This is a genomic window from Azospirillum sp. UENF 211521 (assembly GCF_058780535.1).
The window spans coordinates 20,352-37,931 of the sequence record NZ_JBSNCF010000006.1 but is presented as its reverse complement, the minus strand read 5'-3'; the positions used below and the strand labels follow the sequence as shown (position 1 = coordinate 37,931).

Genomic DNA, 17,580 nt, shown 5'->3' with positions numbered 1-17,580 from the left:
AGGGTTGATATCCTCAAAAAGGTTCGATCATGACCGTCGCCATCACACCCATCGAATTCGGCACAAATATTCCTGATGAAGCGGAACTGAAGCGGTGGGTGGGAAGTTTCGATCCCGTCGATGGGAATTTTATCCGTGGCTGGCTGATCGACCAGGACACCCCGGCGCGGAGCGCCGCCGTCGAGATCTCCATCGACGGTGTGAACGTGGCGACGGTCATCGCCAATCACCCCCGACCGGACGTCGCCGCGACCACCGGGCAGGCTGACAAGGGGTTTCACTTTTCCGTTCCGCCCGCCTTCGCCGATGGAAATCCGCATATGGTCACAGTTCTCGTTGCCGGCACGAACCTCCACCTGACAGGCAGCCCGCGCGAGATCGTCGTGGCGCCGCCGGCGGCGGCTGACGCGTCCGGGCTCGGGATCGACAAGGATCGGATTTTCCAGGACATCGCGCAGCCGCTCGCGACGAACCTGACCTACAAGGTTGGCGGCTTCAACGAGAAGGAATACACGCGCCAGTATCCGGATGTGAAGGCGGCCATCCGGGGTGGCGTGTTCGCCAGCGGTTACCAGCATTGGCTCCAGTACGGGGCCAAGGAGGGCCGCATCGTTGCCAACGGTGCGCCGCTTTCCATTCCCCAGCCGCTGGTCGCCGAACAGCTTCTGTTCATCGACGCCGTCTGCACCGGCAAGATCGGGCTGGCGTCCTCAGCCTTCGATGACTGGCGCCTCAAGCAGCTGGTGGACTTCCCCCAGCTCGACGAATTGCTGGACCTGCCTCGGCTGCTGGCCTACGTCGAGGAGATCGAGGAACCGGATGACGTCCGCGCCGAGCTTCCCGTCGATTTGTTCGTTTTCCTGTATTACCGGACCGTCTTTGGAGAGCTGACCGGTTCTACGGTCGAACAGTCGATTCAGCGTTACCAGATCCTGAGCGAGGCGTCCGCGCGTTACTACGTGCTCCGTAAGGATTTCTGGGCGGAGCAGGTGAGCGGTTGGAGCAATCTGCGCACGGCGCAGCTGCTGCGCCTCGCCGGCCGTTCTGACGAAGCCCGGGCCGTGCTGGCCGGTCTCCGGCGCGACCATTGGGATCTCGATTTCAAGTACAAAGACCGGTCGCTGCCCCGGCCGCGCCCCAATTTCATCGTGTTCGAGCGGGCGACCTATGAACTGGGGATGCTCGACCTTGCCGAAGGCAAGCTGGTCGACGCGACCATCCACGCGACCTCCCTGGCCAACGAAACGTACGGCTGGAAGCGCGACGGGCTGCGCCGGCGCATCGTGCCGCTGATCGAGCAGGGCCTCGACCGGATCAAGGACGGTGACCGGGACGCCGCCGCCCGCTGCATCGGCGACGCCTACGCCCTGTTCCGGCAGGACCCCGGCCGGCGGATCGGCAAGCCTCTGAAGTCCCTCAAGGACCAGCCGCTTGACGGCACGAAGGGCGCCAAGACCTACGACGTCGTCTTCTACATCGGGGATTCGACGAGCGAGTCCAAGCGCTACCGCGTGCTCAACCTGATGGACACGCTGATCGGTCTCGGCTACCGGGTCGGCTGCTTCACCGAGCCCGAATTCCCGACGGTGATCTCGGAAGGCAACCGCATCCGGTGCATGGTCATCTTCCGGTCCGCCTACACGAGCACCCTGTGCAACGTGGTGGAGACGTTCCGCCCGCAGGGCACGCAGTTCCTCTACGACATCGACGACCTGTTCTTCGTGCCGAAGGTCCTGCCGATGATCGCCGGCGCCGCGCTGATGAGCCCGGAGGCCTTTGCCGGCACGGCCCAGTGCATTGAGCATTTCCGTCAGGCGCTGATGCTCACCGATGGCGCCACCGGCTCCACCTCCTTCCTGGTTGAGGAGCTGGCGGCGCTCGGCCGGCCCGCCCGGGTCGTTCCGAACACCTTCGGGCCGCTGCAGGAGAAGCTTGCCGCCGTGCTCCTGCAGGAGCCGGCGCCGTCGCGTTCCGAGGTGCGCATCGCCTATCTCAGCGGGTCCTGGACCCATCATCGTGATTTCGCGCAGTGCGAACAGGCGCTGCGCACGATCATGGCGCGGCACCCCAATGTCACCCTGATGGCGGTCGGCCGCATCGATCTCGGCCCGGAATGGGAGGAGTTCAAGGACCGCGTCATTCCGGTCGGCTTCATGTCCCACCAGGAAATGCTGGCCTTCTACCGCGAGGTTGACATCTCGATCGCGCCGCTTGAGGTCGGAAATCCCTATTGCGAGGCCAAGAGCCAGCTGAAGGTGTTCGAAGCGGGGCTGTTCGGCGTGCCCTCGGTCGCCTCGGCGACCCACTCCTTCCGCGAGGCCGTCACCGATGGTGTGGACGGCTTCCTGGCGACGACGCCGGAGGAGTGGCTTGAGCGGCTGGAGCGGCTGGTTGCCGACGGCGAGCTGCGGGCCGCCGTGGGCCGGCGTGCCCGCGAACGGGCGCTCACCCAGTTCTCCGAGACCGCGCTGAAGCAGGCCATCACCGGCCTGTTCCCCAAGGCCGCCGCCCCGGACGCCGTGAACGCCGTGATCCCGGCGCGCTTCGGCCTTCCGCTCAACGAGCGCAAGATGCGGATCGTCTGGGTCGTGCCCGACATCCACGCGGGCAGCGGCGGACAGCGCAACATCCTGCGCTTCGCCTACTACCTGACCACCTTCGGCCACACCGTCAGCATCGTGGTGAAGGACTCGTCCCGGCCCGCGGTGGAGACGCACCGTCTGATCAACGAGCACTTCTACCCGTTCAAGGGCAGCGTCCAGAATTACAACGGCAGCATGCCGCCCTGCGACGTCCTGTTCGCCACCCATTGGACGACGGTGGAGATCGTGGTGAGGCACCGGGCCGCCGCCAAGCAGGCCTGCTACTTCGTCCAGGACTTCGAGCCGGGCTTCGTGCCGTTGGGCTCGGAATATCTGATGGCGGAGAACACCTACCGCAAGGGCCTGTATCACATCACCTCGGGCCCCTACTGCGAGCGGATTCTCAAGCAGACCTATTCGAACGACGCCGACCATTTCAAGTTCCCGCTCGACCGCCTGAATTACTGGCAGCGGCCGCGGACCGAAACCTCGGCGGAAGGGACCATCCTGTATTTTGCCCGGCCGGAGATGCCGCGGCGCTGCTTCGAGTTCGGCAACATGATGTTGGCCGAGGTGAAGATGCGGCGGCCGGGCGTGCAGATCCTGATGTATGGCTCCCACCATGTCGACACCGGCAGCCTGCCGTTCGATGCGCGCAACCTCGGCATCCTGCCGACGATCGACGATCTGGCGCGCCTCTACTCCAACGCCGATCTCGGGATCGTCTTCTCGCTCACCAACCCCAGCCTGGTGCCGTACGAGATGATGGCCTGCGGCCTGCCCGTGGTGGATGTCCGCTTCCAGGACAACATCACGAATTACGGTGGCCGCGAGGACATCGCCCTCCTCGGCGATCCGGACCCGACCGCCTTCGCCAACCAGGTCATCGCTCTGCTCGACGATGTCCCGGCACGGGCGGAGCGTGTCCGCAAGGGGAAGGAGTTCATCCTGGACTTCCCCAGCGAGGTGGAGTTGGTGCGCCGGGTCGAGAGCCTGCTGCTGAAGCGGCTCGATCTGATCGATGCGCAAGCGGTCACAGCGTGAGCGGACGCCGGTGGAGGGGGGTGACCGACCGGCGCCGCTCCTTCATCGGCGCCACGCGGCCGTGATGGGATTTTCCACGAGCGGCCCGTTGGCAAGCCCAGCGGTCGCGGCGCGGTTCCAGTGGTTGATGGCTTCTGCCGAGGAGTTGCCATGATTATCAGCAAGACCCCCCTGCGCATGAGCTTCATGGGCGGTGGCAGCGACCTTCCTTCCTTCTATCGCCAGCATGGCGGCTTGGTGATCAGCACGGCCATCGACAAGTACGTCTTCGTCAACGTCAACCCCAAGTTCGACGACGGCGTGCGCGTCAGCTATTCGGTCACGGAAACCGTCGGATCGGCCAAGGAAGTCGCCCATCCGCTGGTGCGCGCCAGCTGCGCGCAGCTGGGCATCGCCGGCGGCCTTGAGATCACCTCCATTGCCGACATCCCGGCGAGCGGGACGGGGCTGGGTTCGTCCAGCTCCTTCACGGTCGGGCTTCTGCACGCGCTCAGCGCCTACCAGGGCGCCTACATGGCGGCCGACGATCTCGCGCGCGGCGCCTGCCACATCGAGATCGACGTTTGCGGCGAGCCGATCGGCAAGCAGGACCAGTACGCCGCGGCCTTCGGCGGGCTCAACGCGATCGAATTCCACCCGAACGACACGGTGACGGTCACGCCGGTGGTCTGCGATCCGGCGGCCCAGCAGCGGTTCGAGGAGAGCATCCTGGTGTTCTACACCGGGCGCACCCGCTCCGCGTCGAACATCCTGAAGCAGCAGTCGGAGAAAAGCGCCAGCAACACGGCGACCATCGCGTCGTTGCAGACCATGGTGTCGCTGGCGCAGGATTTCCTGAACTATCTGCGGGCCGGCAACACCGACATTCTGGGCGAGATCCTCCACGAGGGCTGGGTGCTGAAGCGGGGCCTGTCGCAGGGCATCACCGACGAGGCCATCGATGGATTCTATGAGCGCGCCCGCGCCGAAGGTGCTACGGGTGGAAAGCTGTTGGGTGCCGGCGGCGGCGGCTTCCTGATGATCTACGCGCCGCCCGAACGGCACGAAGCGATCACCCGGGCGCTCGGTGACCTGCGCCGGATCGACATGCCGTTCGCCCGCGAGGGCAGCAAGATCATCTTCTACCAACCGCCCGTCCGCAAAGCCGCGGCCCCGAAGCGGGCCGAGCGCGTTCTCGAACTGACCTGAGGCAGCCATGTCCGGCAAGTTTCCCGCTGTTCCGATCCCCGACGCGGCCGACTACACCGCGCAGTATTTCAAGCGTCTATACGAGGCGAGCGAGACCATCCGTCCGGACGCCATGCGGGCGGCGGCCGACCTGCTGCGCAGCACGATCGAGGCGGGCCGCTGGGTCTATGCCTGCGGCAACGGCGGCTCCGCGGCGATCTGCAACCACCTGCACTGCGACTTCGGCAAGGGCATCCGCACCGGCACCAACCTGCGCCCGCGCATCCACAGCCTGTCGGCGCATCTCGAGATGATCACGGCCATCGGCAATGATTTCTCCTACGACGACATCTACGCCTACCAGCTGAGCGGCATCGGGGAGCCCGGCGACCTGCTCATCACCGTCAGCTCCTCCGGCAATTCGGAGAACATCGTCCGTCCGCTCCAGTGGGCGCGCGACAACGGCCTGCGCACCATCGCGCTGACCGGCTTCGACGGCGGCCGCTCCGCGCCGCTCGCCGACGTCAACATCCATGTCGCGGCCAACAACTATGGCATCGTCGAGGACGTGCACCAGTCGGTCATGCACATCCTGGCCCAGTTCGTGCGCCAGAGCGTCATGCCCGCCGGTGACATCGCCACGCTGAAGTTCTAAGCGTTCCTGATTCCTGTCATGAAGGAACCGCTTTCATGAGCGGTTCCTTCATGATGGAACGATGTTACAATTTGATGAAGTCCAGCCAGTGTACGTAGACGCCCAACGCGCGTCTGTCAGGATCGGCGCTGTTGATTTCGTGCGGAATTACCGTGCGCGGCAAATCTATACGGAAATGAACGGTTCCGTTGTTCGCCGACAGCGAAGCTGCATCAATTCTTGCCGATACTATTCTTGTGTGCGTTGGAAGGTTGGGCGGCTGATACAGTGATAGAGGCAGCTTTTCTCCATTCGCATATATCTCAATGCCATCGATAATTTCTGGAATATAGGACGACGCCATCATGGTGATATTGTAATCACTGGATGAGTCAAAGCACACGTACACAGACGATGAGTTCTCCGGGCCTGTCCAGCGAACAGTGTATCCATTTTGTTCGCTTTCTCGGCCGTACCAGCCCTCACCACTGAACTGATCGTTGAAATCAAAGCGGAAATCACCGCTTTGCCTGTTCTGCATATTCATTCTTTTGATAAACTTGCTAATTGTCTCATCTCTGCTAAATTTCTGGAGATCCCTTCTTTTTATTTCCTCAATAGCGAAATCATAAACAGCTTGGTCGACCAAATTTATAGAGCGAATCTCGTCCAATACTTCTGGTGTCGTGTTTGCTGTGAACTCTGCTTGTGTTATGTTGAATTTTGGAAGCCGCTCTGGCGGATACCATCCATAAAAATGACAAATTGAATGCATGAGTTCGTTTACGGTTTTGCTCGTACCCAAGAAATCTATATTTCTGATATTTTCTTTAGCTATTTCAAGAGAGTTTTCATCATAAGAGTTGACAAAATATTCCTTGTCGACGGGAGTGTCGTATTCCTGAACAGCGGTCGATTCCTGAATCGACTGGAATGCCAAGTGGCGAGTTTGCCAATTAGCCATGTATCGACGGATTCTTGGATGCCTAAAAAAGTCAAGTATGTCCATGCGATTCGCAGTATCACTCAACATGTGATGACTGGTTTGTAAGATGTACCTATAACTTGATACAGTGCGCTCTACAGGATCTCGCAGGACTGTGACCACACGATGAGTGTTTTCCAAATAATCCATCGGCCACCAGCCACTATGGCTTGAGATGCATTTTTTGGTTCTAAGAACACTTGGAGGAATCCTCGAAATATTAACATCATCCCAAAGGCTAAGGATGTCATCCCGATGAAAATTATTTTCCATCCAGGTTCTGAATGATGTTCCTGCACATTTCGGGATGTGCAAAAAATAAATCCCATCCTTGCCCATTCTGCCCTGCCTCTTTGCAATCTTCCTAAATTTTGCAAGAAACACTTTCTTGCAACCTTAATAGTCAGCTTTCGCACGTTAAAATTTATAGGTTAAAATTTTGTGTATTTATCTAACATGACGGAGGAGAGAGGCCTTTAATACTAATTTATGACATAGATTAGACGCTAACCATTCTCAAACGATTTTAGAGACGGAAATTGCTGTTTGCAATATATTGAAATAATGGTAAAATATTTCATATACAGTGTAATTTTTTGCGAATATGTGGAGTTGCAGTGATGAGTGATAATTTTTTGCATCTTGGTGTTGTTGCACTCAAGAGCAATTTTTCCGCTCCGTGTCGAGTTGAGGCCCCATCAAAAGTACTGGGGAATGTTGGGCGTGGATGTAGCATAGGAGCGTTCACCTATTTACAAAAAGATACAGTAATCGAAGGGACAGAGATTGGAAGATTTTGCTCAATTGCGGCATCGGTATGTATTGGGGGTGGTGAGCATCCCATCGATTGGCTGTCCACTCACCCTTTTGTTTGCGATCCAAACGACGTTGTCGTTGGTGTGAGCCGCACATATCCTGAAGCGCAGGCTTGGTTTGGTGCAAAGTCAACAAGATTTCATGGGCAGCCTGGGCAATGCCGGATAGGAAATGATGTTTGGATTGGCCATGGAGCCATAATAAAGCGAGGCGTTTCGGTTGGTGATGGTGCGGTCATTGCGGCTGGTGCCGTCGTGACAAAAGATGTTCCTCCTTATGCAGTCGTAGGTGGATGTCCTGCCAAGCATATAAAATTCAGGTTTGACAGTAATACTATAGAAAGTCTGGTGAACCTTAATTGGTGGAATTTTGACCTAAGTCCACTGACCGGTGAGATTGATTATTCAAATGTCGGCGAATCTATAAAAATGATACAATATGCCATAGAGCATGGAACTGTTCAGAAAGCCAGATACAAATCATACATTCTATCAAATATGGGAGAAGAAATAACAGAGAATGTGCAATGAGGGTGTAATCTATTATGGGAAAAGCGCATGAAATTATTAAAGATGATCAAAATATAATTATCTAAGAAGAACGGAAATAATGGAAGTTATGAGCCCTGACTGATTCGCCGGCCGCCAGATCAATCAGGGCTTCTGCCTCAGACTGTTTTGACGACGATCACCGGGCGGCCATCGGGCGCGATTCGCCAGATGCGTCCCACCGCGCGCCGGTAACCGATCTCGTCAAGGACGTCACTCGGGACCGCCACCGCAGCGATGGCGCCGCCCGGCGTGCCGTTTTCGACCCGTTCGGCCTGCACATAGTCGCCAACGGCCCAAGGCCCTGCGACGGTGACCGGCACTTGGCCGCAGAAGGCGATGCGGTCGAATCGTGTCCGCTCTGCCTCCGCGCGCGCCTGCCAAGTTGCCAGCTCCTCCACCCAAGCGCTGTGCCGGTCGGCGAAGCGCTCCACCGCCTCGCTCTCCGGCTCGTCCGAGATGGGAACCGGCTCGGCCGGTGGCGGTCCCAGCCGATCCTCGGTCAGCGCATCGCCGCCAACGTAGCTGGGGCTGGTGGACTTCACCACAAAGCTGTGCGCCCGGTCGAAACGGTCGGTCAGGCGTCCGTCGGCGTCGACTCCGGCGATCTGCCCCTTGGCGATGGTGCCGCAGTCCGCAGCCTTCTCCATGTATTCGGCATAGTCGAGGCCAGTGGCGTTGACCGTGCCGGCGGCGTTGATCGACCGCCCGGTGACGCTGTTCTTTTGCACCCGAATGACGGTGGCCGACACGCCCGCCCCGGTGCCCGCGGCTTCGCAGACGGTTGTGGTGGACGTCAAGCCGGTCAGAATATCCAGGATTGCTTGCCCTTCGCCCCGCGTCCCGGCCACCGATGCGCCGCCAGTGGGGGTGAACGCCAAGGCTCCCGTCCAGCCGTTGTGAGTGAGGAAGGCATCGCCGGTCCCATAGCCCTGGGTGTCTCCAGACACGCGATTGTAAAGCTTGAAGGCTCCCAATCCGTTGGGCGCGACCCGCTGGAGCAGCACCCCGGCCTTAGGGCCGTAGCTGGTAAACTCCGACGGGTGTGAGACCTGTAGGGCGATGCCGGCGGCGTTGCTGGCAACGCCTGGGTTGCGGAGCAGAATCTGCGCTGCGAAGGGGCTTCCGTCTGCCCGCTCGACGGTGAGAGGGATGGGCGGAGCGGTGGTCCCGATGCCAGCGTTGCCTGCCGCCGACAGGGTCAGCACCCGCGACGTGGCTTGGTCGCCAATGCCGGTGGAGGCGAAGGCGGTGACCGTACCGCCGTGTATCGCGTCACCGCTGAGTCCGTTCGGCGGGATGGAGCGGATCTGCGCGACCGTGGCCTTGACGGTCCGGGTGCCCTGGTCGAGCGGCAGCGTGTCGCCGTCGGCCAGGCTGACGGCGGCCGGGAGATCGCCGATGAAGACGTCGCTCATCGGCTCACCTCCGGGCCAGGGTGCGGCCGTCGCGGGCCGCGAGGGTGGTGCCGGTGTCGACGGTGAAGCGCCCGAGGATGCTGGCGACGAAGGCGCGGCCGGTCAGGCGGCCGAGGCGGAGCAGCATCGTGTCACTCCTTTTCCGAGATGTAGAGGGTGCAGTCGCCGGCCGCACGCACGGCGGCGATGTGGGTGTGGCGACCGGTGCGCTCGTCACCCAGGGACAGGTCGTAGTAGGTGTAAGCCGGGAAGTAATGGTCCGCCGTCGTGGCCGTGACTCCCGCGGCACCGCTGCGCAGGAAGACCGGTCCGGTGGCGTAGATCCCGATGACCCGGGTCGCGGGGTTGAAGGGCTGCGCGTTGGTGGCGCTGCCCGCCCCGACCGTGATCGACTGGGCACCGCCGGGCCGGAGGCGGAGCGCCGGTATGGGAACACAGTCTTCGTCGCGCGGGAGGAGGGTGGACATGGCAGCAGGCTCCGCAATTGGTCCTGCTCGCATCGTAAGAACGCGTTCCTAAAAAATCAAGGAAATATATCCTATAATCTGGTTCTGCCTGTCCTTCATGTCCTCGGCTCCGGTCCGGGCGGCGGGCACAGGCGCCGGTGGCTCGGTCCCAGCCGTTCGAAATGCGGGTTGTAGAAAGGATCGTTGAGCAGCCGTTCGCCCCAGCGGGCGCGGAGATGGCGGGCTTCGCCGGCCAACCGCTCCATTTTCTCCGGTGTGTCGTCGGTGCCGCGCGTCTGGGTTTCCAGATGGTAGAGACGGGCGTGCGGAGTCCACAGCACGCGCAGGCCGGCGCCCTGGAGCTTCAGGCAGTAGTCGACATCGGCGTAGGCGACGGGCAGGTTCACCATGTCGAAGCCGCCGACCGCCTCGAAGGCGGCGCGGGAGGTCAGCAGGCAGGCGCCGGTGACCGCCGAGACCGTGCGCGGCAGCACGGCTTGACCAAGATGCCCGGGCTCGTCGGCGCCGAGCCCGACGAAGGCGTGCCCGGCCGCCCCCTCCGCGCCCAGGATGACACCCGCATGCTGGACCGTGCCGTTGGGGTAGAGCAGCTTCGCCCCGACCGCCCCCACCCCGGGCCGGGCCAGCAAGGACACCATCTCGGCCAGCCAGTCCGGGTGGATGGCGACGACGTCGTTGTTGAGGAAGCACAGCGCGTCGCCCCGGCAGGCGCCCACGGCGGCGTTGTTGATCGCGGCCCAGTTGAACGGCCCGTGGAAGGCGGCGACGCGCACCCGCGGGTCGCGGGCGAGGTTGTCGAAGACGGGGCGGGACCGCGGGTCGGCGCTGTCGTGGTCAACCAGGATGATCTCGTAGTCCGGATAGCCGGTCTTTGCCAGGAGGCTCGACACGCAGTCGCGGACCAGTTCGGCGGCGTCCTTGGTCGGGACGATGATGGACACTTTCGGCGCCGGGGTGGGCAGGGGATGGCGGATGCGGGCGCAGAACAGCCCGCCGGAGCGGGCGTGCGTCTCGCGGTCGGCGGTCACGGCGGCCCGGCTGCCGGTCCGGCGGTGGTGTTCGCCCACCACACGCTCGATCCCGTCCAGCAGGACGGCCGGGTCGCCGCTGCCCGACAGCGAGGCAGGGTTGATGCGCCAGTGGTAGAGGACGCGCGGGACGTGGCGGATGCCGGCGGCACCGACCCGCTCCAACAGCCGCAGCACGAGGTCGTGGTCCTGAACCCCCTCGTACCCCTCGCGCAAGCCCCCGACCTCCAGCACCAGCCGCCGCTCGGCCACCAGCAGGTGGCAGACGTAGTTCAGCGAGGACAGAAGCTCCGGATCGAAGTCCGGCTTGAAGGCGGGGGCGACGTGCCGACCGTCCGGGGCGATGCGGTCCTCGTCGCTGTAGAGCACCGGAACGGGCGCCCGCGCCAGTTCCTCGGCCATGACCAGCAGGGCGTCGGGGGCCAGCCGGTCGTCGTGGTCGAGAAAGGCCACATGGTCGCCCAACGCCAGCGACAGGGCGCGGTTCGTGTTGGCGCTCACCCCGCCGCGGGCCGCGCTGAACACGGCGCGGATTCGGGGATCGCGGGCCGCCTCCTGGCGGATCAGAAGGCGCACGGCGTCGTCGCGCGAGGCGTCGTCGGCGATGCACAGCTCCCAATGTCCGTAAGCCTGGGCGCGTACGGATTCGATCGCCTCCGCCAGCATCCACAGGGGCGGGTCGCAGACGGGCATGACGACCGAGAAGAGCGGGCGCCGGTCCAGCTTCGCCGCGCGTGCCGACAGTTGCAGGCGGCGGGTGGCCGTGTCGGCGTAATGTTCGTCGAAGTAGGCGGCGTAGTCGGCGACGGAGCGGGCAGCGGCGCCGCGGCGGCGCGGCACTTCGTCGCGCAGGTCCTGGAGGATGCGGGACACCTCGTCCAGCCGCTCGGCCAGCCGGTCGTCCGGACCGGCCTCGTCCGCGTGCAGCGCGATGGGGACGGGGCCGCAGAGGACCGCGCCGTCGCGCCGGTCGCGGACCTCCAGCACCCGTCCCGACCGGACGGACAGCAGCAGCTCGAAACCGTGGTCGCAGGTGGTGAAGCGCGACAGCAGGTCCCGGCGCTGCTGGTTGGCCACGGCTCCGGCGACGATGCGGTCGTCCACCAGGATGTCGACCTCGACGGCTTCCCGCTCGTCTTCGGTGTTGACCGCCCAGCCGACGATCCGCGGCCCGTCCACGCTGTCCAGATTGGCGACCACGGCGCGCGGGGCTGCGGGGACGGACAGGCCGTTCTCCAGAAGATGGCCGGTCGCGGCGATGCGCACACCGACGGCCGTCCGCAGCGGGTCGAGGCCCGGAAAGAGTTGCGCGAGGTCCAACTCGAAGCCGCAGCGCACCCGCCGGCCAAGCAGGCGGGAGAGCGCGCCGCTGTCGCGGTCCGGCAGGATGGTGACGCTGGCCGACCCTGCGGAGACGAGGAGCGGGACCGGCGTGTCCGGTGCCGCCACCGACAGCGCCCAGCCGAACAGCCGTGCTCCTTCCCGCCCTTCCAGCCGCCCATAGAAGGGTTCGGTCGCCGATCGCCGCCCCAAGTCGCCGGTGGTGGTGTCGGAAGCCGGCGGCGCCGGGAGGCTGTTGCTCATGGAGAGTCCTTATGGGAGGGCCGTGCGGGGCCTGGGAAGGCTCGGCGGCTGTCGCGATGGCGCGATGGCGATAGGGAGTGCTCCATGCGTTTTTTTGTGTCAGCTACGGCCCGGCTTCGTCAAGACGCTACGCCAGACCAGGACCGTCGTTGTTTCTCCACGGTGGCCGCCCATTGCCGCCATGAACCTCGGCGCACCGACGAAGTGCAGCGAAGGCCGTAGTTTTCCAGACGTTGACGGGCGTTGATTGTTAAGCTTGACATTATCGTAATTTATTTTATTTTACGAAAGAAAACATGTTTTACTAGTTGTTGGAGCTGGTTATGAAATATTCATTGAAGCCCGGCCGCAATATTTATATTTTCTGCATGCCGAGGGGGCGGACTGGCGGGCCGGAAGCGCTTCATCAATTGGGGAGCGTTTTACGGGGCCTTGGGCACAATGCTTTTATGGTGTATGTTGCTTGCGAGATTCCCGAGCTTCAGAAGAAAAAGACCGCTGACGATCTCTGGAATGTTTATGAATTCAAGTCGGTCGATGATCCGGTCGTGCCGGACTATGTAAAATATGGCGTTCCTTACACTTTCGAAGTTGTCGACTCCCCGGACAACATTATGGTCCTTCCGGAGGTCTGGCCATACTGGCTGCAGTTCGGTGAAAACCTGCAGAAATATTTCTGGTGGCTCAGCTACGACAACGCCTTGTCGTTTGTGCACGCGGCCGGAGGGTGGGGCAACTTCCAAAATCACAACTGCCGGCACCTGACGCAATCCGAGCACGCCAAAGTTTCTTTGAGAAGTCATGGAATTGGGGAAGTGTACCCGCTTTTTGATTTCATCGGTTCGAACTACTTCGTCCCGTCTCCGGCCGATAAGCGGGACAACCGCATTCTCTACAACCATAAGGGAGCCGCGCCGGCGGAGAAGCTTGCGGAGTTGGCGCCGGAGTTTCTCTGGCAACCCTTGATCGGGCTGACCTCACAGGAAGTCTGGTCCTTCTTCCGAACGTCGAAACTCTACATGGACTTCGGCTATCACCCCGGAAAAGATCGCATGCCACGCGAGGCGGCGGTCTCCGGCTGCTGCGTGATCACTGGGATGCGTGGCGCCGCCCAGCATTTCGAGGACATTTCCATTCCTGGAAAATACAAAGTTGCCAACCCGGACCAGGATGCGGAGCGTGTGATCGCGCTGGTCCGGGACATCATGGAGAACTTCGAGGACCATACCGCCTCCTTCGAATATTATCGGCGCAAGATCATGAGTGAGCGTGAGGAGTTCTTCCTGCAGGTGCGGAACCTGTTCTGATCCAGGGATGGCTCTTGAGGAAGGCGCACAGAGCGGACAGTGTGATGCCGGACACTGCCCCTTCCTCTTTGCCTCTTCCTCTTTTTGAGGGTGTTGGGTGGTCGAGGCCGGATGTCCAGGCCAGGGTATCCGGGCCGCTGTTGCAAGATGAGGGCAGGCTCCAGCAATGCATGATTATTTGATTGTCGGCTCAGGCCTTTATGGAGCGGTGTGCGCACGACTTCTCACCGATGCCGGCCATTTGGTTCGGGTCGTCGAGCGGCGCAGCCATATCGGTGGCAACGTCTACACCGAAGAGCAGGAAGGAATTGTGGTCCATAGCTATGGAGCCCACATCTTCCACTGCTCGAACCAGGAAATCTGGGATTTCGTCAACCGCTTCGCGTCCTTCCGGCCCTTCGTCAACCGGCCGGTCTCGATCTCGGGTGGAAAACTGTACTCTCTCCCGTTCAACATGTTCACCTTCAACCAATTGTGGGGGGTGACCAGTCCCGATGAGGCGCGGGCGATCATCGAGAAGGAGCGTCTTGTTCTTGATCGCGAGCCGGGCAACTTGGAGGAGCAAGCGCTGTCGATGGTCGGAAAGACCATCTACGACCTGCTGATCCGAGGCTATACGAAGAAGCAATGGCAGAAGGACCCTAAGGAACTGCCGCCCTGGATCATCAGGCGGCTGCCGCTTCGCTTCACCTACGACAACAATTACTTTAATGATACCTACCAGGGCATTCCGGATGGCGGATACACCAAGCTGATCCGTGGGTTGCTGGACGGCATTCAGGTCGAAACATCCGTTGATTTCCTGACGAACCGCTCCGAGCTGCAGGCCAAGGCCCGCCGTGTGATCTACACGGGTGCCTTGGATGAGTTCTTCGGCTATGACCTGGGTGTTTTGGAATACCGTGGCCTCCGTTTCGAGCACGACTGGTTCCAATCCGAGAATGTTCTTGGAAACGCGGTCATCAATTATGGCGATGAAGAGGTTCCCTACACCCGGCGCATCGAGCACCGCCATTTCAGCCCGACGCAGTCGCCGGTTTCAATAGTATCGCGGGAGTATCCGGCAAATTGGCGACCCGGGGACATTCCGTTCTATCCGGTGAACAGTCCGGAAAATGAGGGTCTTCATCGCAAATACTGCGAACGTATTGCCGAATACGAGAATTATTACATAGGGGGGCGGCTGGCCGATTACCGCTACTACGACATGCATCAGGTCGTCGGGGCCGCCATGAAATTTGTGCGGTCCTTGGCCGTGCGTTAAACAGAGGCCATCCCATTCCGCATGATGGCCGGAACGGGGTTTGGAAAGGAACCTGGGCAATGAGCGATCTCCCGACCCCGCACGCGGCTGGTAAACGCGATTGGCGCGACATGTTTTCCGTTGCGGCCGAGCAGATTTACCGGGATGGCGGCTTCTACGACGGCGAGGTGCCGTTGCCGTCGCTGGAGGAGCTGGCGCGTGCCCGCGAGGGGGCGGTAACGGTCGTGACGGAGCTGTTCCCCCGGTTTCCGTCACCCGCCCAATGCCGGACTTCCTGGTCGGACCGGACGAGTCCTTCATCCGCCATGTCCTTGAGAACTATCGGCATTTCGATGGTTTCTTTTCCCGCATCGCCGGCTCGGCGTTGGTGCGGATTCCGAAGGCGGCGATCTTTGACAATGTTGTCTTCGTCGTCCACGACGGCGACCTGATCCCGGTCTACGAAATGCTTCGCACGATCGACCGCCCGGTCAAGGGGCGGGAGATGGCGACGCGGGTCGGGCGGGCGGGGGAGGGCACCCGCATCGCTGCGGACGGAAGCGCGTTCCTGTTCATCGGATCGGTCGGTTCCTCCAATTACGGCCATTGGCTCGTCGACGATCTGCCCACCGTCAAGGCGATGGATATCATTGCGGAGACCACGCCGGTCACCGCCTTGATGACGCGTGTGGGCGGCCGGATCGATACGGTGCGCGCGGATGGCGCCGCGCTTGGGCGGGCGCGGTCCGAAACGGTCGGGTCGATGTTCCTGGAGCCGGAAGAGTTGGTCTTCGTGGACGATCTGCACTATGTGACGCCCGTGTCCTACCACCCGGTTCTCAAGCATCCGCAGGCGCTGTCCCACCTGCTTGCGATCTGCGACGGGCGTTTCGGGATGTCTCCCGCCGCACAGCGCGGGCGGAAGCTGTTCGTCAACCGCTCGACGTCGCACCCCCGCCACATCACGAACGGCGACGCCGTCAAATCCATCCTCGCCGACCATGGTTTCGAGGAGATCTTTCCGGAAAGCCTGAGCTTCGCCGAGCAGAGGCGGGCTTTCCACGAGGCGTCCAGCGTCGTCGGCATCATGGGGGCGGCGATGACCAACGCCGTCTTCTGTCCGCCAGACGCAAAGATCCTCTATCTGGCGCCGAACGGCTGGGTTGAGCCGTTCTACTGGGATCTGGCGGCGATGCGCGGGCAGCCGTACAACGCGCTCTTCGGCGCGACGGTCGGGAGCTGCGATATGATCCACCATGCCTCTTTCGAGGTCGAACTCGATCACTTGCGCGCGTGGCTGGAGCGTGCGGGTCAGGGTATGGCCTGATCGGGATCGGCGCGGAGCCCGGCGGGCGTCCAGAACGCAAAGCTGTTGACGCACGGGAGCCAACCGCGCACTGATGCATAGCCTCGGCAAGGGGTGGCGTTGCCGGCATGGCCGCTGTGCGGTCATGATCTCCCGTTCGGCGGCATGCTGTTCGGAACGCAAGCGGAAATGGCAGTTGCAAAGGCAGGGGCGGGCGTTGAGCAAGGTTGCACTGATCACCGGCGTCACGGGACAGGACGGCGCCTATCTGGCGGAATTGCTGCTGACGAAGGGCTACACCGTCCATGGTGTCAAGCGACGTTCCTCGTCGTTCAACACGGAGCGGGTGGAGCATCTGTACCGTGACGTGCATGAGGAGGACGTCCGCTTCCGCATGCACTATGGCGACTTGACCGACGCGACCAACCTGCTGCGCATCGTCCAGGAGGTCCAGCCGGACGAGATCTACAACCTGGCTGCCCAGAGCCACGTGCAGGTGAGCTTCGAGACGCCGGAATACACGGCGAACGCCGACGCGTTCGGCACGCTGCGCCTGCTGGAGGCGATCCGCATCCTGAAGCTGGAGGGCAAGACCCGCTTCTACCAAGCCTCCACGTCGGAGCTGTTCGGCAAGGCGCGGGAGGTTCCGCAGTCGGAGACGACGCCCTTCTACCCACGCAGCCCCTACGCGGTGGCCAAGCTCTACGCCTACTGGATCACGGTGAACTACCGCGAGGCGTACGGCATGCACGCTTCCAACGGCATCCTGTTCAACCATGAGGGACCGACCCGCGGCGAGACCTTCGTCACGCGCAAGATCACCCGCGCCGTCGCGGCCATCCAGTCGGGTCTGCAGGACCGGCTCTATCTCGGCAACCTGGACGCCAGACGCGACTGGGGCCATGCCCGCGACTATGTGGAAGGCATGTGGCGCATCGTCCAGCAGGACCGGCCGGACGACTATGTGCTGGCCACCGGCGAGACCCATTCCATCCGCGAGTTCGTGGAATTGGCCTTCGGCCATGTCGGGCGCCGGATCGCGTGGCGGGGAACGGGGGTGGACGAGAAGGGCGTCGACGCCGACAGCGGCGAGGTGCTGATCGAGGTCGATCCCCGCTATTTCCGCCCGACCGAGGTGGACCTGCTGCTGGGCGACGCGTCCAAGGCGCGGACCAGGCTGGGGTGGACGCACACCACCAGCTTCAGCGACCTCGTCCGCGAGATGATGGACAGCGACCTTGCCTGTTTCAGGCAGGAAGCCGGGCGTCACGCCTGATCCGGGGGCGCACCTTCCCCCCTTGGGAGGGCGGTGGGTTAAGGCTGTGAAGCCACTGACGAAGGGAGTATACAGGCTGCCGTTCGGTTTGTTTCGTTCCGGAGTTCGCGTGGTGTTGTCCAAAGTCTCCTCGCCGTGGCGGGCCCGGTGTACGGTCGCGGCTTGCACCCAAGGC

General features: G+C 62.1%; 13 protein-coding genes. 8 read left to right on the top strand and 5 right to left on the bottom strand.

The window, feature by feature from the left end; all coding sequences use genetic code 11:
• Positions 1 to 29: 29 nt before the first annotated feature.
• The 3 genes from ACWPN5_RS31350 to ACWPN5_RS31340 all read left to right on the top strand — a co-directional run bounded on the left by ACWPN5_RS31350 (position 30) and on the right by ACWPN5_RS31340 (position 5,448).
• Entirely contained in the window at positions 30 to 3,626 is a 3,597-nt protein-coding gene (locus ACWPN5_RS31350; RefSeq protein WP_492299481.1) for a glycosyltransferase family 4 protein, read from the top strand.
• A 150-nt stretch (positions 3,627 to 3,776) separates the two neighbouring features.
• A complete protein-coding gene (locus ACWPN5_RS31345) occupies positions 3,777 to 4,814 on the top strand; it encodes a GHMP family kinase ATP-binding protein (RefSeq protein ID WP_200477662.1) in 1,038 nt (345 codons plus the stop codon).
• 7 nt (positions 4,815 to 4,821) lie between these two features.
• Entirely contained in the window at positions 4,822 to 5,448 is a 627-nt protein-coding gene (locus tag ACWPN5_RS31340; protein ID WP_492299479.1) for an SIS domain-containing protein, read from the top strand.
• A 64-nt stretch (positions 5,449 to 5,512) separates the two neighbouring features.
• Here the strand turns inward: ACWPN5_RS31340 and ACWPN5_RS31335 are convergent, their stop codons facing one another.
• The gene (locus ACWPN5_RS31335) at positions 5,513 to 6,751 is read right to left on the bottom strand and encodes a sulfotransferase family 2 domain-containing protein (RefSeq protein ID WP_145689614.1); all 1,239 of its coding nucleotides are present in this window, start codon (positions 6,749 to 6,751) and stop codon (positions 5,513 to 5,515) included.
• A 281-nt stretch (positions 6,752 to 7,032) separates the two neighbouring features.
• On the opposite strand from ACWPN5_RS31335, the gene ACWPN5_RS31330 reads away from it, so the two are divergent.
• Positions 7,033 to 7,758 carry a CatB-related O-acetyltransferase gene (locus ACWPN5_RS31330; protein WP_145689616.1) on the top strand — a complete coding sequence of 242 codons (726 nt, stop codon included), beginning with the start codon at positions 7,033 to 7,035 and terminating at the stop codon, positions 7,756 to 7,758.
• Positions 7,759 to 7,895: 137 nt separating this feature from the next.
• On the opposite strand, the gene ACWPN5_RS31325 is transcribed toward ACWPN5_RS31330, so the two are convergent.
• The 4 genes from ACWPN5_RS31325 to ACWPN5_RS31310 all read right to left on the bottom strand — a co-directional run bounded on the left by ACWPN5_RS31325 (position 7,896) and on the right by ACWPN5_RS31310 (position 12,273).
• Entirely contained in the window at positions 7,896 to 9,194 is a 1,299-nt protein-coding gene (locus ACWPN5_RS31325) for a hypothetical protein (protein WP_492299478.1), read from the bottom strand.
• 4 nt (positions 9,195 to 9,198) lie between these two features.
• Positions 9,199 to 9,321, bottom strand: coding sequence for a hypothetical protein (locus ACWPN5_RS31320; RefSeq protein ID WP_282186912.1), 123 nt, complete (start codon positions 9,319 to 9,321; stop codon positions 9,199 to 9,201).
• A gap of 4 nt (positions 9,322 to 9,325) precedes the next feature.
• Entirely contained in the window at positions 9,326 to 9,661 is a 336-nt protein-coding gene (locus ACWPN5_RS31315; RefSeq protein WP_145689620.1) for a hypothetical protein, read from the bottom strand.
• A 95-nt stretch (positions 9,662 to 9,756) separates the two neighbouring features.
• A complete protein-coding gene (locus tag ACWPN5_RS31310) occupies positions 9,757 to 12,273 on the bottom strand; it encodes a glycosyltransferase (RefSeq protein WP_492299476.1) in 2,517 nt (838 codons plus the stop codon).
• Between the two features lie 323 nt (positions 12,274 to 12,596).
• Between ACWPN5_RS31310 and ACWPN5_RS31305 the strand changes: the two genes are divergently transcribed.
• From ACWPN5_RS31305 to gmd, 4 genes are all read left to right on the top strand, one after another.
• Positions 12,597 to 13,580: a hypothetical protein gene (locus ACWPN5_RS31305; protein ID WP_492299474.1), complete on the top strand. Its 984-nt coding sequence runs from the start codon at positions 12,597 to 12,599 to the stop codon at positions 13,578 to 13,580.
• A gap of 166 nt (positions 13,581 to 13,746) precedes the next feature.
• Positions 13,747 to 14,844 carry a UDP-galactopyranose mutase gene (glf, locus tag ACWPN5_RS31300; RefSeq protein WP_145689624.1) on the top strand — a complete coding sequence of 366 codons (1,098 nt, stop codon included), beginning with the start codon at positions 13,747 to 13,749 and terminating at the stop codon, positions 14,842 to 14,844.
• 262 nt (positions 14,845 to 15,106) lie between these two features.
• Positions 15,107 to 16,150 carry a glycosyltransferase family 61 protein gene (locus ACWPN5_RS31295; protein ID WP_492299472.1) on the top strand — a complete coding sequence of 348 codons (1,044 nt, stop codon included), beginning with the start codon at positions 15,107 to 15,109 and terminating at the stop codon, positions 16,148 to 16,150.
• Between the two features lie 196 nt (positions 16,151 to 16,346).
• Positions 16,347 to 17,405 carry a GDP-mannose 4,6-dehydratase gene (gmd, locus tag ACWPN5_RS31290; protein ID WP_492299470.1) on the top strand — a complete coding sequence of 353 codons (1,059 nt, stop codon included), beginning with the start codon at positions 16,347 to 16,349 and terminating at the stop codon, positions 17,403 to 17,405.
• Positions 17,406 to 17,580 lie beyond the last annotated feature (175 nt).

Bases quoted from the DNA above. Each gene is read 5' to 3' on its own strand.
- ACWPN5_RS31305 (WP_492299474.1), top strand. From the start codon at position 12,597: ATGAAATATTCATTGAAGCCCGGCCGCAATATTTATATTTTCTGCATG.
- glf (WP_145689624.1), top strand. From the start codon at position 13,747: ATGCATGATTATTTGATTGTCGGCTCAGGCCTTTATGGAGCGGTGTGC.
- ACWPN5_RS31340 (WP_492299479.1), top strand. From the start codon at position 4,822: ATGTCCGGCAAGTTTCCCGCTGTTCCGATCCCCGACGCGGCCGACTAC.
- ACWPN5_RS31325 (WP_492299478.1), bottom strand. From the start codon at position 9,194: ATGAGCGACGTCTTCATCGGCGATCTCCCGGCCGCCGTCAGCCTGGCC.
- ACWPN5_RS31310 (WP_492299476.1), bottom strand. From the start codon at position 12,273: ATGAGCAACAGCCTCCCGGCGCCGCCGGCTTCCGACACCACCACCGGC.
- ACWPN5_RS31330 (WP_145689616.1), top strand. From the start codon at position 7,033: ATGAGTGATAATTTTTTGCATCTTGGTGTTGTTGCACTCAAGAGCAAT.
- ACWPN5_RS31335 (WP_145689614.1), bottom strand. From the start codon at position 6,751: ATGGGCAAGGATGGGATTTATTTTTTGCACATCCCGAAATGTGCAGGA.
- ACWPN5_RS31345 (WP_200477662.1), top strand. From the start codon at position 3,777: ATGATTATCAGCAAGACCCCCCTGCGCATGAGCTTCATGGGCGGTGGC.
- ACWPN5_RS31315 (WP_145689620.1), bottom strand. From the start codon at position 9,661: ATGTCCACCCTCCTCCCGCGCGACGAAGACTGTGTTCCCATACCGGCG.
- ACWPN5_RS31350 (WP_492299481.1), top strand. From the start codon at position 30: ATGACCGTCGCCATCACACCCATCGAATTCGGCACAAATATTCCTGAT.
- ACWPN5_RS31295 (WP_492299472.1), top strand. From the start codon at position 15,107: ATGCCGGACTTCCTGGTCGGACCGGACGAGTCCTTCATCCGCCATGTC.
- ACWPN5_RS31320 (WP_282186912.1), bottom strand. From the start codon at position 9,321: ATGCTGCTCCGCCTCGGCCGCCTGACCGGCCGCGCCTTCGTCGCCAGC.